This window comes from Metapseudomonas resinovorans DSM 21078 (genome assembly GCF_000423545.1).
In the GTDB taxonomy this organism is placed as follows: Bacteria; Pseudomonadota; Gammaproteobacteria; order Pseudomonadales; family Pseudomonadaceae; genus Metapseudomonas; species Metapseudomonas resinovorans.
In genome coordinates this window covers 93,492-108,564 of sequence record NZ_KE384031.1, presented here as the reverse complement: position 1 = coordinate 108,564, position 15,073 = coordinate 93,492, and the positions used below count along the sequence as shown (strand labels likewise).

Sequence of the window (15,073 nt, the reverse complement as noted above, 5' to 3'; positions counted from 1 at the left end):
CGGTGGCCGCAAATGCGAGACTTCTTCGCCTTTGCGCCCGCATCCCATTGCCCGACTCGCGTGACATTCATGGACCACCAATCAACCCTGCGCTGGTACCTGCTGTTCCCCGCACTCACTGTTTCTTTCGGATGGTTGATCGCACCTGATACGGAACCCCCCGGTGCGAGCATCTCGAACCAGGATGACTGGGTGCCTGTGAGCCTCCAACCTCATTCTGTCGATCCGGCTGGGGCCAAGCGATTGGCCGAGATGCTGTGGTGGGGGGGCGAGCGTTCGTCATCGGAAACTCGCGACAAAGAAAAGCGGGTTTCGACAGGAGAGGACGGCGTTGCCAGGGTTGAAGTTGCCTGGCGTTTTCACGGCATCGTTCGGGATCACCAAGGGACCTTCGCGCTGATTTCAAAGGGCGCTACTACGCCGCCTTTGCGATTTTCCCGGGGCGCCATCTTGCCGGGAGGTGAGCGTCTGGAGCTGATCTCGACGCAAGGTATTCGATTCTCTCTCGCCGAAGACGGCGAGATTCAAGGTTTTGACAGGGAACTATATGCACCACAGCAATAACCCCACCGAGCGATTCTCGTGCGGTCCATTGTTCATCGCAACATGCCTGGCTCTATCAGCGGGTTGCAGCACCACTCCCATGCAGATTCCTCACCCCTTGCTGGAGGTTGAGAGTGCTCGTGGCGATGAGGAGCCAGGCGCCAGCGCCACTACCGAGAGCGATGATAAACAGGTCGCGACAGCTCAGTTGGAGACCCATTTCAGCCGGACGCCCAGCGGTTTAGCGGTGGAGCGCGTGGGCATCGTAGATCGTGGTGACAAGGTTGTGCTTGATGACAAGACCGCCGATATCCGGCTCAACATTGAGGATATCCAGTTGCCGGCATTCATAAACGAGGTGTTCGGCAATATCCTCGAATTGCCATTCGAGATCGAAAGCGCCCTGAAGGGCAAGGTTGATCGGGTCACGGTCCGGCTGGAGCAACCCCAAACCCCGCAGATGGTCTATGAAGTGGCTAGGCAGATCCTGGCTAACTATGGCGTCGAGATCGTTCGGCAGGGCGATGTGTTTCGATTCCAGATTAAACAGGTTGGGTTGAGTCCCGACGAACCACCGATCCTGATTAGCGGGGATGCCCGGCCGGAGGTGCCCATCGCATATCGACCCGTGTTCCAGTTCATGCCCCTGAAAAATGTCGATACGCGGGACGTCATTCCCTGGCTCAACAGTGCCTATGAAAAGTCTGGGCTCAGTGTGTCGGCTGACGCGGCGCGAAGCGGATTGATGCTGAAGGGCATGTCGTCCATCGTTCGGCAGGCCTCTGAAGCGGTTCGCCTGCTCGATCAGCCCTTCATGCGTGGTCGTCATAGCCTGAGGGTTGATCCGGCGTTCGTAACTGCTGCTGACATGGCTGAGCAACTCAAGACTCTGATTTCGGCTCAGGGTTACAGCGTGAGTATTGGTCAAGCCTCCGGCACCATTGTCCTTGTGCCGCTGGACAGCTCCAACGGTCTCATCGTTTTTGCCAATGACGAGAGCCTTCTTGGTCTGGTGCGTGAGTGGGCGCAGCAGGTGGATCGAGTTCCCGTTGCCGCGGCGGTCGTAGGGCAGGGCGAAGGAAGCGAAAAAGAAGGGTTGTTCTATTACGAAGCACGCAATACACGGGTCACGGAGCTCGCCCGATCGCTGAGGTCGCTGATATCTGGGCTTGCTGGGGAGGGGGCCTACGGCATCACGTCCGGACTGAGAAACAGTGCTTCAGCGCGCGCGGGGATGGCCACCGGCGGCCGGAAACCAAGCGAGGAAGGAGCTAAGGCTCCCGTTTCTCCCTTGCTGCAGGCTGCCGGAGCTGCCGCTCTTATGGGGGGAGGGCAGGACCGCTTGCTGGGTAGTCTGGCGTCGGACATCACCGGCAGTGGGACGATAGTGGAGGACGAGAACCGAAACGCCATACTGTTCCGGGGCTCAGCCAGGACTTGGCAGCAGATGCAGGGGCTTATCCGTCAGATGGACAAGCCTGCGCGTCAGGTACTCATCGAAGTCACGATCGCGAGCGTGAATCTCAGTGATGCAAAGTCCTTGGGGATGGAGTGGAAGATCCTGAACGGAGACTTCAGCAATGCCAAGCTGAGCGGCACCATGGGGGGCGGGGGATTCAACTACGTGGTCAACACTGCAGGGGGCAATATGGCGACCATTTCCGCCATGGCCAAGGATCAGCGTGTCCGGGTGCTAGCTACCCCGCGCATATTGGTCAAGAGTGGTGAACAGGCCAATATCAACGTGGGTAGCGATATTCCTGTGCCCACTGCACAGATCAACGATGATAGTACGACCGGCGGAACCACCAACTTACGCAACGAGATCGCTTATCGCTCCACGGGTACCATTCTGAACGTCGCACCGGTGGTCTATTCCAACAATCGAGTCGATCTCACCGTGAGCCAGGAGCTGAGCGACAGTGGTGGAAGTGGCGGCGAGGGGAAAGGGAGCAGCCTAGCGGCCCCGACTATTACTCGGACTTCCCTGGAGACGGCCTTGACCCTGAAGAGCGGTGGTTCCGTGCTGATGGGCGGATTGATCCGGGACAACGTCACGGACGCCAGTACCGGCGTGCCTTTGCTTAAGGATATACCTTGGTTGGGAGCGCTCTTCGGTAACCAGGAGGTCGTCAAAAGCCGCGAAGAGGTCATCCTGCTGATCCAGCCATATGTGCTGGAAAGCGACGAAGACGCTAAGGAAGTCACCGCCAAGCTGCGCGCAATGCTAGATCGATCGCTTGCATGCTCCGGAAGGGCAGGACAGTGCGGGTTGGACTGACGGCCCTTTAGCACGGCGGACACGCCGCTCCGTTGGATATCAGATTTCGCAAGTCTTATTAGGCTCGGTGCGAAAAGTGGCTGCGGGCTTCGCGCGTGGTGCTGCGTTAAAATCGGTAGTGGTCAATCCATCCGGGACAGTGGGTTAAGTTTTTCTTCGGCCACTGCAGGTGACAACCCGTTGTTGAATTGATGCGGCCTGATCCGGTTGTAGCGGTGCATCAGGTAATGACTGATGTCCCGCTGGGCCTCCCGACCAGTCAGGTAACCAGTCGCTGGCGTCCACTCCGACTTCAGGCTGCGGAGCAAGCACTTCTCTCAATCTGGAGCCGGATGCGAAGGAACTGAGGCCGTTAGAGACCAGGTCACTGTTAGTACGGATTGATGTTCCGGTAACGGATCAAGACGTCAGTTGCTCGAGCCGATCAGTCTCGACCTGTGCATGCGCCTCGTTATTCCGAATGCGGCGCTTCCTGACCTGCCAGTCTTCGCTTTTGCCATCACGGCAATTCATGGGTTCGCGGTGAAGAACGAGCAACGTAGCCCCGGTTTGTTTTCGATTCTGTAGCACATTGCCATTGCATTGACATCAAGGCTAATCTTCGCCCTCAGAATTCGATACATCAGAAACTCCCACATATCATCACGTCAGAGCCCGCCACAGATGGTAAGAAAACAACCAGGGATGAACGTCGTACGTAGCCATGTTTCGCGGCTTGTTCTGGTAGCCGCTGCCGGTACTATGCTGGCCGGCTGCGCCAGCACGGGAGTGAACAACACCTCGGGCCGGAAAACGGTCTACGAAGATGTCCGAAGCAGCAGTACCGTCGTCCAAGGCGTTGGCATCGAGTCGCAGGATATCGTCGGCGTGACGGACAAGATGATGCGGGACATGCTGGCCACTCCGGTCCTGGCCGGCCGCAACCCGCCGCCACGCATCATCATCGACTCCGAGTACTTCACCAACGAAAGTTCTTCGCGCATCAACAAGAACTCCATCACCGATCGTCTGCGCATCGAACTGCAGCGTGCCGCTCAAGGTCGCATGGTCTTCGTCGGCCGCCAGTACGCAGCAATGGTCGAGAACGAGCGCGAACTCAAGCGCGCCGGTGTGACCGATGGCGGCACCATCCGCAAAACCCAGGGTACGGCGGGCGCGGACTTCCGTCTGGTGGGGCGGATCACTTCCCTGGACGCGGTCGATACCGCTACCAGCACCACCTCGCGCTATCAGCAGATCACTTTCGAAATGATCGATCTCGAATATGGCACCGTCGTCTGGGGCGGCATCTACGAGTTCAAGAAAACCGCGCAAGACGATGTGATTTACCGCTAAGGAAAAGTCCCGCCAGAGGATGGGTGCCATGCGCGTACTGCTAGCTCCGCTGCTGCTCCTGGCGTCGGCGGTCATTGCCGCTCCGGCGCCACCAGCGCTCACCGCGGCCTTGGAAAAGGTCGAAACCGACGCTCCCGCCAACCAGGTCCTGAACCAGCTGCAGGCGGCAACGCTGGCGCTCGACCTCGGACGTGATGACGACGCAGGTCGACTATTCGATGAAGCCCTCACGGGCGTCACCGCCGTCTATGCGGACTCGCCGCAAGCCGCCGCCGCCCGTGGCCTGTGGCGCAACGAGGGGAGCAAGGACTACAAGGGCGAGCCTTATGAGCGCGCCATGGCGTTCTATTACCGCGGCCTGCTCGACATGCAGGCCGGGGATTACGAGAACGCCAGAGCCAGTTTCAAGAGCGGCCTGTTGCAGGACGCGTTCGCTGAGGAGGCGCAGAATCGTGCCGACTTCGCACTGTTGCTGTTTCTCGAGGCCTGGTCTTCGCAGGTGCTCGGCGCCACTTCGCTGGCCGAGGAGCGCTATGCCGAACTGGCGTCGCTAAGGCCAGAAATTCCACGTCCCGGGGCCGACCATAGGCTGCTCATCATCGCCGAGACCGGAAAGGCGCCACGCAAGCTGCAGGATGGCGTGGGCGGCAACCTGCTGGTGTATCGCCGTGGAAAGCGCTTCACCGAGCAAGGGGCTCAGATCCGGATCAACGGGCAGGTCGTGCGCATGAGCCCAGCCGAGGACATCTTCTGGCAGGCGTCGACCCGTGGCGGCAGGCCCATCGACGGCATCCTCGAAGGCAAGGTCCAGTTCAAGCAGGGCAGCGAACGGGTCGCTGCCAACACCGCCGGCGCCGTCGCCCAGATCGCGCCCCAACTTTCCGCCCAGAGCGGCAGCGCGGGCAGCGCAGCCGTCGGCGTTGCGCTGGTGGCCAGCGTGGCAGCCCTGGTCTCCACCAACATGAAGGGACGCGCCGATAACCGCTTCTGGAACAACCTGCCGGACCAGGTGCATCTCTATACCTTGCCCATGCCGACGACCCCCGGCGAACTCACCTTCGAATTCCTAGATGCCTCGGGGACTGTGATTCCCGAGCTCACCCAGACCCGCCGCATTCAGGTCGACGACAAGGGGCGGGGCATCCTCTGGGTGCGCGCTCGCCGGGCGACGGACGTGGACAGCCGATAAGGAAGCATCAGCCAATGAACTCCAAACTGACTTGCCTGTTGGTCGGCGCCGCCCTGGCGCTGAGTGGCTGCAGTGCCGTCGACCCTAACGAGGGCGCCAGGCCTGGCGTTCGCGTGGCCGACGAGCGCGCGCCCAACGCCGGGATCAACCTCGACACCGTAGTCATTCTCGACAAGGCCCTGCAGGACCGCCGTTCCGGCAAGCTCGCCATCGAGAACAGTGGCGCCCGGCGCACTGCCACCGGCACCCTCGAAGTCTTCGCGGTGATTCGCAATCGTACTGACCATCCGCTGCAGATCGAGGCCAGGACGCAGTTCTTCGACGACCTACCGGTGCCCGTCGAGGGCCCGACGCAATGGCAGCGGGTCTACCTCGACCCGCAGTCGGTCGGTGCCTACCGGGAATTCTCGACCCGCGCCCAGGGCATTGCCCACTACTACATCGAAGTACGGGAGGGGCGCTGATGGGTAAGGGCCATTTCCCCCTGGCGGTGCTGACGGCCCTGCTCGCGGGCGGGCCATTGGCCCATGCCGAGGAACAGCCCTTCGACTCGTCCGTCCTGGAGAGTCGCCTGGAGCAGGCAACTCCGGCCGGACGAGTGCCCCCGCCGAGCAGCCAGCCAGGCGCAGCGGCCTTGCCCGACGAGCAGCCCTACATCACCAAAGCTGCCCCGCCAACGGAAGAAGCCTCTGGCGCCACCCTGGCCGAGTTCGACGCTGCCTACCGGCAGGCGCGCTCGCCACGGCTTGCGATCTACTTCAATCGCGAACTCAGCGACGAGATACGCGAGTGGATTCCTGTCCAGCGGCAACAGGTCACCCTGCAATCCACCCAGTCAGCAGCCGGCTACAGCCAGGACGCAGGTCAGTTCGCGGCGCATGGGACGGCTACCCTGCAGGTGGAGAGCACTGACGAGCTGCACCACGGCGCCAGCGGTAAGCGTGAAGACCCCAGTGAGGCCTGGAAATGGCGTTTCGAGGATGCCATCACCCGCCTGTTCCTGGAGGCGAACGTCAAGGTCGTGGATCGCTCGGTCATCCTGCGGCAGATGGCGCGGCAGAACCTCTCGGCCGACTCCACCAGCCTGAACGAGATATCGGCCCTCGACCGGTACGCCGACATCCTGGTGGAAACCAGCGTGACCCGCTCCGGCTCTGAGCCTGGCTACGACTTCCGCGCCACTGCGAAGGACATCCGGACCGGACGCATTCTCGGCACGGCCCTGGTCAATGGCTCGGACGTCGAAGGCGCGCGTAAATCTCGCTTCGTCGCCACCAACAAGGGTTACGAGCGGCAAGAGGAAAGCCCGGAGATGACCGTGGAAGGCATCTCGCGGGCGCTGACGCTGAAGCTCATGCGCTCCCTGTCGCAGCAGATAGGCAACAGATCCTGACGCGGCCGGCCGGTTAGGCCATGGACGCGAACACTTACAACGAACAAGGTAGAGACGCGATCGTGAAGCTCCTCACCACCGCCATTCTGGGTTGCGCAATGCTCACGGGCTGCGTTCACCGCCCGAGCACCGAAGAGATCATGGCCGAGTTGGCCCGCATCGAGGCGGAGACACCCCCCGATGTGCGCGCGATGATGGAGAGTTCCATGGCCGCACGGATAAAGCAGATCCAGCCGGGGCAAACGCTGCAGGGCCAGCTTTCCATCGCATCGGAGATTTACAGCTTCCAGGCGGAACCGGGCTCGCAGGTGACCGTTACGGTTCGTTCGGAAGTATCGGACACCTCGCTCTCCCTGCATCACGTGACCAAGGCGATGGTAGAAAAGCCGATCGCATTGGACCAGTCATATGGCCGGAGCTTCGACATTAATGGCCCCAACTCGGAAGTCGTGATCACCCTGCCGCCGGATGACGACAAGACCTACTTCATTCTTGTGCATTCGATGCCGAAGAATGGCGCGATGCCCCAGGCGGGAGGGGCATACTCCCTGAGCCTGGTATCCGGCGCAGCCCCTGCGCAGGACATCCTCCGCCTGCCGCAACCCATCCTGGGCAGCGGCGGGAAATACATGAGTCCTTTTACCGAAGACGATACTGTGGCGCCCTGGGTCGAGAAAGGGTTGACCGTATCCGCCGGTATGAGTACCGGCAGTGCCGTGGGCAACCTTGCGGCGGCGAGCCAGAACGGAGGCGCTGCCCTGGTTGGGGCTGGAGCCACCTTGGCAGCCCGGGAGTTGGCGTTACAGGCGGTGGGTGGGTGGGACTTCATCAAGGCAAACTCGGACCTCTCGTTCAACTCCGCCGCAGATCTCGCCCGTGACCTCCACTTTCGTCACGCCGGGCATCCCCAGTACAAAGACGTGCTGACCGCCGTCTACCCCATCTACCCGGAGGTTCAGGGAGAAATCCAGCTTCTGGAGCGGGACCAGGCTGCGGAAGCGGCTACTGCCGCGATGTGGTCGAAGGGTCAGTGAGTAAGTCCAGCGAATAGCCGCCCGCTTCACTCACGCGGCCTTCAACGTTCATGGACAGAACTGCATTCGCTAAAACCGGCTGGGCTGCATTCTGCGAGGATGAAGCGGTGGTTGGTCGGCGCGTTCATATCGGCGAGTACAACACCCAAAAGAAAACGGGCCCTGCTGGGCCCGTTCTTCATTTGAACAGGAGTTACCTTGGCGTGTGAGTGAAAGGGCGGTTCCTACTGGCCGCTCATGCCGACTGCACCATTCCCGCACCCACTCCAGTCCCTGCCTCCGCATCAATCGCTTCCATGCTCAGATGCGCCGTCTCCCGTAGCAGGAACGAACACAGCGCCACCAGGGCCAACGCCGCTGCGCCGTACGCCGCCACACCAAAGGGGCTGCCGGTGGTGATCAGGATGGCGGTGGCCAGGCTGGAGGCGGTACCGCCGCCGAAGGCTGCGCCGATCTGGTAGGCGGCGGACATGCCGGAGTAGCGCATGTCGCGGGGGAATTGTTCGGCGAGGAAGGCCGGGATCGGGCCCTGGGTTGCGCCCATCAGTGCACCGATCACGATGTACGCCATGCAGGCGATGGGCAGGCTGTGGCGACCCACCAGGGCGAAGAAGGCGAAGAAGCCGGCGGCCATCAGGGCGGCGCCGAGGATCATCACGGTGCGGCGGCCGATTCGGTCGGAGAGGCTGGCGAATAGCGGTGCGCTGATGACGATGGCCACCGACAGGCAAACGTCGAACAGCAAGGCTTCGGTGCTGCCGTAGCCCAGTTGCGTGGCGTAGGCGAGGAAGAAGGTGCTGCCTATGTAGGCGATGGTCACGTAGCCGAAGGCGATGCCGGTGCACAGCAACATTTCCCGGGGGCGCGAGCGCAGGGCGGCGACCAGGGGCAGGCGGGGGCTTTCGTTGCGTTGCAGCGGCTTGCTGGCGGGGTTGGACAGGCGTGCGTAGAGGCCGATCAGTACCAGGATACCGCCGAGCCAGAAGGGGATGCGCCAGGCGAAGTCGGCCAGGTTGTCATCGTATGCGGTGCTGACGATGGCGAACACCGCAGAACCCAGGATGCCGCCGATGCCGATGCCCATGCTGGTGAAGCTGCCCCACAGGCCGCGCTTGCCGCGGGGTGCCGACTCGATGCCGAACAACGCTGCGCCGCCCCACTCGCCGCCCGCGGCAAAACCTTGCACAAGGCGCAGCAGCACCAGCAGCACGGGGGCCGCGGCGCCGATGCTCTCGTGGGAGGGCAGGCAGCCGATGGCCAGGGTGGAAAAGCCCATCAGCAGCAGGGTGATCACCAGGGCTTTCTGGCGGCCGGCCTTGTCGCCGAGGTGGCCGAACACCATGCCGCCCAGGGGGCGGGCGAAGAAGCCGGCACCGAAGGCGCCGAACGCCACCAGCGTTGCGGTGAGCGGGTCCAGGTCGGGGAAGAACACCTGTGGAAAGACCAGGGCGGCGGCGATGCCGTAGATGACGAAGTCGTAGAACTCCAGGGCGGTGCCCATGCCCGAGACGAAGAACGTCCGGAGCACCGATTGCGAACCCGTTGCCGGGGAGGGTTGATTGGCCATGTGCCTTTGCTCGTCTTGTCGTTGTTGAGGGGAGCTGTTGGCGGCCGGTGGCGCCGGCCGCCGATCAGGGTCAGAAACGCACGCTGCCCGAGCGGGCCAGTACCACTGGGTTGCCCGCGGCGTATTCCAGCTCGAACTGCTCGGTGTCGATGCCGATGGTGAGCAGGGTTTCCCAGCGCTCCTTGGGCGCCAGGGCCAGGTCCGGGTGGAAGCAGATCGGCGCCTGCTCGCCCAGGTCGCCGCACATGGCGCTGGCGCGGGAGGCCAGGGTTCTGCCGGTCATGGCGTCCAGATTGCCGTTCACGTGGTCCAGGCGGGCGTAGGTGGTTGACACGTCCAGGGTGCGTTCGCCGGGCACCAGCTCCGGGGCGAGGAAGTGGTTGGTGTGGGTGATCCAGCCGTCCTCGCGAGGGAGTACCACGGCGGTGGCTTCGCGGGAGAGTTCGATGCTCGCTGCGCGGGGCGATGCATCGTGGCGCGAGAACACCGTCAGCACGGTGGACGCGCTGACCCGCGCCGAGCGGGCGAGGGCAATGGCTTCGTCCACGCTGCGGGCTTCTTCCAGCAGGCGCCGGGCGATGGCGTGCACCGGCACGCCGGCGCTGTCGTTGTCGCTGCGGTGGTGGAGGATGTTGAAGTGCAGGCCGAGGCCTGCGCTGTTCACGCCGATCTTGCCGAGCATGCCGAACTCGGTGAACAGCTTGACACCAAGGCCGGTGCTGCCCGTGAGCTGCAGCATCAGGCCATTGGGCACCAGGGCGTCGTGCCAGTCCCAGGTCTGGATGGTGCGCGGGGCCTTGGCGCCGCGCGGGGCGAACACGGCGGTGGAGCATTCGCCTTCGGGCGGTGTCGGCATCACCGCGAGGATTTCGGTGCGGGCGTTCAGTGCCGCCAGTTGCCAGACCGGCAGCCCGGCACCTTCTGCGGTGGCCGCCACTTCCTGGGCCAGTGCCGGGCTCCAGGCTTCCAGGGCGCCGAGGCTGGCTTCGCCCAGCTGGCGGACCTGGGCAGGATCGACATCCACCTGGGAGAAGAAATCGAGGTAGAGCGATACCGTTTGCCGGATCTGCTCCGCCCACCGTTCACCGATCTGCCGGCCACGGATCTGTGGGTTCTGGGTGTCGGTGACGAAGGTATGGACTTTCACTGCAAGTTACCTGTTGAACGTTGGATTGTTTCGGGGCAGCACACCGGAGCGGTGCCCTGTGGCGGGAAGAAATAGGTCAGCGATTGCGGGTGAAGACATCGCGCCCGGCGAACCAGGTTTTCAACACCTGGGTATCGCGCAGGGCCTCGGGCTCGACCTGGAACACGTCGCGGTCCAGCAGGACCAGGTCGGCCTGTTTGCCCGGTTTCAGCGAGCCGATCCGGTCGTCGAGGCGAATGGCGCGGGCGGCGTTCAGGGTGTAGGCCTGGAACATCGTTTCCCGGTCGATTTCCTCGGCGGCGTTCAGCACGCCTTTCGGGCCCTTGCGGCTGACGGCCTGGTAGATGGCCTTCCACGGCTCGGGCGTGGTGATCGGCCAGTCGCTGGCCCCGGCGATGATGGCGCCGCGCTTCAGCAGCGAGCGGGCCGGGTACTGGTACTGGAAGGCCATGGCGCTGACATAGGGCTGGACCAGGTCGACGCTCAGCTCGTCGGCGCTGGCCCAGTAGAGCTGCATGGAGGCGATCACATCCAGCGGCTTGAAACGGGCGAACTCCTTCGGGTTGACCATCTGCAGGTGCGTGATGGAGTGGGGGATTCCACTGTTGCGGGTCTTGCGCGCCTGCTCGATGCCATTGAGGGACTCGCGCACGGCGCGGTCACCGATGGCGTGCACATGCACCAGCCAGCCACGGGCGTCGGCGGCATCCACCAGCTCGCCGAAATGCGCCGGGTCGATCAGCAGCTCACCGCTCTTGTTGGAGTTCTTGTAGGGCTCCAGCATCGCCGCGCTCTGCGCCGGGTGCTCCGCCACGCCATCGGCGAAGACCTTGATGCCGGGCAAGCTCAGGTTCGGCACGCCGTGGAATTGCTGGCGCACCTTATCGAGTTCGTCGAGGTCCTTGGGCGTGGCCTTGGAGTCGGCCATCAGCAGGGCGGCGACATGGGCGGTGAGCTCGCCGGACTCGGCCAGCGCCTTGTAGGTGGGCAGTACGCCAACCGAGCTGTTGTCTAGTGGCCCGCCGGGAATCTCGTTGGCCAGCGGGTCCATCCAGGCGGTAATCCCCAGGCTGTTGTAGTACTTCAGCGCGTCGCGGCCGCCGGCCAGCAGGTCGCGGTCGGAGGGCAGGGGGATCAGCTCCTGCGCTGCATAAAGGCCTGCGTCAACCAGAAAACCGTTTGGCTGGCCGTCTTTGCTGTGACCGATGGTGGCCAGCGCTTCGCCCGTCAGGCGCTTCACCTTGGCGGCGTCGATACCCGCGCGCTTCAGCATGGCCTGGTTGGCCCAGCCGGTGTGGTAATCCCAGCCGGCGAAGAGGATTGGCGTATCGGTCCATTCGCCGTGGTTGAAGCGCTGTCCGAAAGCGTCGAGCTGGTCCCAGTAGCTGGAGGGCAGACCGCCGACTACCAGGAACTCGCCACGCTTGGCCTTGCCGTCTTCACGCCATTGGCGCAGGCGTTGCTCCAGCTCATCCAGCGGAATCTCCTCGCCATTGAGGTTGGCCTGGCGCATCTGCAGCCCACCCTTGATCACATGGGCGTGGGAGTCGATGAAGCCCGGCATCAGCACCTTGCCGCCGAGATCCAGCACGTGTGTCTCCGCCTGCTTGAGCTTCAGGACCTCGGCGTCGGAGCCGACGGCCAAGATCTTGCCGTTCTCGATGGCGACTGCCTGTTGCAGGGGGTGGCCCGGTTCGGCGGTGTAGACCTTGCCGTTGTGCAGGATGAGATCGGCGGCTGCCATAGTTTCCATGGAAGAAAAGGCGAGGGCGACGGAGAGTGCCAGGGAGACAATCGGCTTCATGGGTGGGTGGCCTTGATTCTTGTTGGTCTGTGGGCAAAGACTAACCAGTCGGCCAGCCTGGAATAACGCCGGGCTCGGCATAACTTCTTTTCTGAAGTGGAAATAAAAATGGACCGATTGACCGCGCTGGGCATGTTCGTGGCCGCCGCCGAACAGGGTAATTTCAGCCGCGCCGCCGAGCAGCTCGGCACTACGCCGTCCTCGTTGACCAAGGCCATCGCGCAACTGGAAGAGGGCCTTGGCGCCAAGCTGTTCGAGCGCACCACCCGTCGGATGTCACTCACCGAGGCTGGGCACATCTACCTGGAAGGCGCTCGTCAGGCGCTGATGCAGTTGCAGCTCGCTGGCGAGGGGGTCGAACAGTTGCAGCACGAACTGCGCGGCAGCCTGCGCATCACCGCGCCGCCGTCATTCGCCCCGGCCTTCCTCAATGCCGTCTGCTGCCGCTTCCTGCGCGAGCATCCTCACGTGCACCTGGAGGTGGACCTCTCTGACACCTACGTCGACCTGGTGGACGGTGGCTATGACCTGGCCTTGCGCGATGGTCCCACCGACCTGCCCGGCGTGATCGCCCAGCCGCTGGTGGAGAACCGCATCACCCTCTGCGCCAGCCCTGCCTACCTGGCGAGTCGGGGCGGGGAGGTGACCCTGGACAATTACCTACAGCACGACTGGCTGATCCTCCGGCATCCCTTGCTCAACCGGCATTTCTGGTGGGTGACCAAGGACGATCAGCGCATCCGCCTGAACCAGCCCGCGCCGCGTGTGTCGAGCGACAACTACGACTTCCTGCTCGCCTGCCTGCTGGACGGCCAGGGCCTGCAGTTCATCCCGCAGTGGAGCGCGGCACCTTATCTGGCGCGAGGCGAACTGGTTGAGGTGATGCCCGAGTGCTGGCGCGAACCGAGTGGCTTCGGCCCGCAGATCTACGTGCTCTACCTCACCCACCGGCGCAACACGCGCAAGGTGAAGGTGTTCATCGAGTACCTGAAGACGTACTGGCAGGAGCACGGCGCCAGCGCGTGAAAGGCACCGGGCGCGTTTGTCGGACGCCACCGTCGGCCGTGGCTGCTGGCAGGCCCGCCTCCCTGAAATGTCCGGCAGGAAACCCCTGCCGCGATCCACCCCGTGCGCTCACAAGGTGGGACGCGGATCAAAGGGCTTACTTGGCGAACAGCTGGCCGATGTCCTTGAAGGCCTTGAACTCCAGGGCGTTTCCGCACGGGTCGAAGAGGAACATGGTGGCCTGCTCGCCGACTTGGCCCTTGAAGCGGATGTGGGGTTCGATCACGAACCGGGTGCCGAGTGACGCCAGGCGCTCGGCTAGGGCTTCCCACTGGGACCATTCCAGCACCACGCCGAAATGCGGCACGGGCACATCGTGGCCGTCTACCGCGTTGGTGTGGGCGTGGCTCTGCGAGTCGGTCTTGGGATGTTCGTGAATCACCAACTGGTGACCGAAGAAGTTGAAGTCCACCCACTGGGTGCTGGAACGGCCTTCCTCCAGGCCGAACACTTCGCCGTAGAAGGCACGGGCGGCGGGGAGGTCGTAAACGGGAATCGCCAGGTGGAAGGGGGAGAGGCTCATCGAAGTCTCCGAGCGGTTGCCTGTAATTGGAGGCTTCAATGTTCGATTCTAACCCTTCGGGGCGAAAGCGAATATGCGCATCGCTCAGCCCAAAGGATCTTTATGCTTGGTGTCGCCGTCAATTTCGCTGGGCGAAGCGGACGCTCAGCTCCTCCATGTAACCGAGCGCTGACTGCTGCAGTACCCTGCGGAACAGGTCGACCTGTGGCAGTGCCTTGTTGCCGTAGCGGCACACCAGCACAATCTCCCGCGTGAACGCCCACTCACCCAGGGCACGTACCTGAACCGTGGATGCGCTCCGCAACCAGACCCCGGCAAAGGGAATGATGGCCACGCCCAGGCCGGTTTCCACCATGCGCACGATGGCGTCCAGGTCATCCAGCTCCATGACCTGGTCCACGTGCAGCTTGCGGTCCTTGAGGAACTTGCCCACCAGCCGCCCGCCGAACGACTTGCTGTCGTAACGGATGAAGGGGTGGCACTCGAGCATTTCGGCGATGCTGTCGAAGCGCGTTCCCGGCGGGTGGATCAGTACGAAGGGCTCCTCCAGCACTCGCTCCATATGGATTTCCTTGGCGAGCGGGAAGGGCGGCTCGATGATCAGCGCCAGGTCCAGGTCACCGGCCTCCACCTGGCCCACGAGGTCCAGCGAAACGCCGGGAATCAGCCGGGCTTCCAGCAGCGGCGCGGCCTCTTTGAGGCGCTTGAGGGTTTCCGGCAATACACCGGTCTGCACCGTACCGATGGCGCCTATGTTCAGGCTGCCACGATAGCCCTCCAGGGTTTCCGGCAGGCACATGCGGGCGTACAGCGCCAGCATCTCTTCCGCCATCGGCAGAACTCGCAGCCCGTTGGCATTGAGGGTGACCGACTTGGCCGTGCGGTCGAATAGCGGCATACCGAGTGCATCTTCCAGGCTCTTCATCTGCGCGCTGACCGCGGCCTGGGTCAGGCTGACCTGGCGGGCGGCAGCGGAGAAACTACCAAGCCTGGCCACTGCCACGAATGTCCTGAGTTCTCTGATCACGTTCGCGCTACCCGTCCTGGAAATGCTGCCGCCATGCTACTGGAGTCGCCCCGGCGATGGTGGACCGATGGCACGTGGATCGTTGGGTTTCGCTGCGCTCTACGCCAACCTACGGGTCTGTAGGATGGGTTGAGGCACGAAACCCATCGGGCGGAGTGGCAGGGG

13 protein-coding genes and 1 pseudogene are annotated in these 15,073 nt (G+C 63.1%); 8 read left to right on the top strand and 6 right to left on the bottom strand.

Annotated elements, in window-relative coordinates; all coding sequences use genetic code 11:
• Window positions 1-12: 12 nt before the first annotated feature.
• Together G559_RS30740 and G559_RS0125610 are read left to right on the top strand one after the other, a co-directional pair.
• Window positions 13-564 (top strand): hypothetical protein, encoded by a 552-nt coding sequence (locus G559_RS30740; protein ID WP_169338782.1) that lies wholly within the window; start codon window positions 13-15, stop codon window positions 562-564.
• Complete coding sequence (locus G559_RS0125610) at window positions 548-2,824, top strand: secretin N-terminal domain-containing protein (protein ID WP_028630955.1); 2,277 nt, start codon at window positions 548-550, stop codon at window positions 2,822-2,824. Before G559_RS30740 ends, G559_RS0125610 begins: the two co-directional genes overlap by 17 nt.
• Window positions 2,825-2,946: 122 nt before the next feature.
• On the opposite strand, the pseudogene G559_RS30555 reads toward G559_RS0125610, so the two are convergent.
• Window positions 2,947-3,132 (bottom strand): annotated as a pseudogene (locus G559_RS30555) (IS3 family transposase); the annotation flags it as partial.
• 376 nt (window positions 3,133-3,508) lie between these two features.
• Here G559_RS30555 and G559_RS0125600 point away from each other — a divergent pair.
• The 5 genes from G559_RS0125600 to G559_RS0125580 are packed head-to-tail and all read left to right on the top strand — an operon-like array spanning window position 3,509 to window position 7,775.
• Entirely contained in the window at window positions 3,509-4,159 is a 651-nt protein-coding gene (locus G559_RS0125600) for a membrane protein (protein ID WP_036997890.1), read from the top strand.
• A gap of 28 nt (window positions 4,160-4,187) precedes the next feature.
• Entirely contained in the window at window positions 4,188-5,348 is a 1,161-nt protein-coding gene (locus G559_RS29390; protein ID WP_155945763.1) for a hypothetical protein, read from the top strand.
• 14 nt (window positions 5,349-5,362) lie between these two features.
• On the top strand, window positions 5,363-5,812 hold the full coding sequence (locus tag G559_RS0125590) for a putative periplasmic lipoprotein (RefSeq protein WP_028630953.1): 450 nt from the start codon (window positions 5,363-5,365) through the stop codon (window positions 5,810-5,812).
• Window positions 5,812-6,741 (top strand): WASHC3/CCDC53 family protein, encoded by a 930-nt coding sequence (locus G559_RS0125585; protein ID WP_028630952.1) that lies wholly within the window; start codon window positions 5,812-5,814, stop codon window positions 6,739-6,741. Before G559_RS0125590 ends, G559_RS0125585 begins: the two co-directional genes overlap by 1 nt.
• A 20-nt stretch (window positions 6,742-6,761) precedes the next feature.
• Window positions 6,762-7,775 carry a hypothetical protein gene (locus G559_RS0125580; protein ID WP_028630951.1) on the top strand — a complete coding sequence of 338 codons (1,014 nt, stop codon included), beginning with the start codon at window positions 6,762-6,764 and terminating at the stop codon, window positions 7,773-7,775.
• Between the two features lie 235 nt (window positions 7,776-8,010).
• On the opposite strand, the gene G559_RS0125575 is transcribed toward G559_RS0125580, so the two are convergent.
• The 3 genes from G559_RS0125575 to G559_RS0125565 all read right to left on the bottom strand — a co-directional run bounded on the left by G559_RS0125575 (window position 8,011) and on the right by G559_RS0125565 (window position 12,293).
• On the bottom strand, window positions 8,011-9,342 hold the full coding sequence (locus tag G559_RS0125575; RefSeq protein ID WP_028630950.1) for an MFS transporter: 1,332 nt from the start codon (window positions 9,340-9,342) through the stop codon (window positions 8,011-8,013).
• 70 nt (window positions 9,343-9,412) lie between these two features.
• Entirely contained in the window at window positions 9,413-10,489 is a 1,077-nt protein-coding gene (locus G559_RS0125570; RefSeq protein ID WP_028630949.1) for a C45 family autoproteolytic acyltransferase/hydolase, read from the bottom strand.
• A gap of 76 nt (window positions 10,490-10,565) precedes the next feature.
• Entirely contained in the window at window positions 10,566-12,293 is a 1,728-nt protein-coding gene (locus G559_RS0125565; RefSeq protein ID WP_028630948.1) for an amidohydrolase, read from the bottom strand.
• Between the two features lie 108 nt (window positions 12,294-12,401).
• On the opposite strand from G559_RS0125565, the gene G559_RS0125560 reads away from it, so the two are divergent.
• Window positions 12,402-13,319, top strand: a complete 918-nt coding sequence (locus G559_RS0125560) for a LysR family transcriptional regulator (RefSeq protein WP_028630947.1) — start codon at window positions 12,402-12,404, stop codon at window positions 13,317-13,319.
• A 136-nt stretch (window positions 13,320-13,455) separates the two neighbouring features.
• Here the strand turns inward: G559_RS0125560 and G559_RS0125555 are convergent, their stop codons facing one another.
• Both G559_RS0125555 and G559_RS29385 read right to left on the bottom strand, forming a co-directional pair.
• Window positions 13,456-13,881, bottom strand: coding sequence for a VOC family protein (locus G559_RS0125555; RefSeq protein ID WP_028630946.1), 426 nt, complete (start codon window positions 13,879-13,881; stop codon window positions 13,456-13,458).
• A gap of 118 nt (window positions 13,882-13,999) precedes the next feature.
• A complete protein-coding gene (locus G559_RS29385; protein WP_051246911.1) occupies window positions 14,000-14,908 on the bottom strand; it encodes a LysR family transcriptional regulator in 909 nt (302 codons plus the stop codon).
• Window positions 14,909-15,073 lie beyond the last annotated feature (165 nt).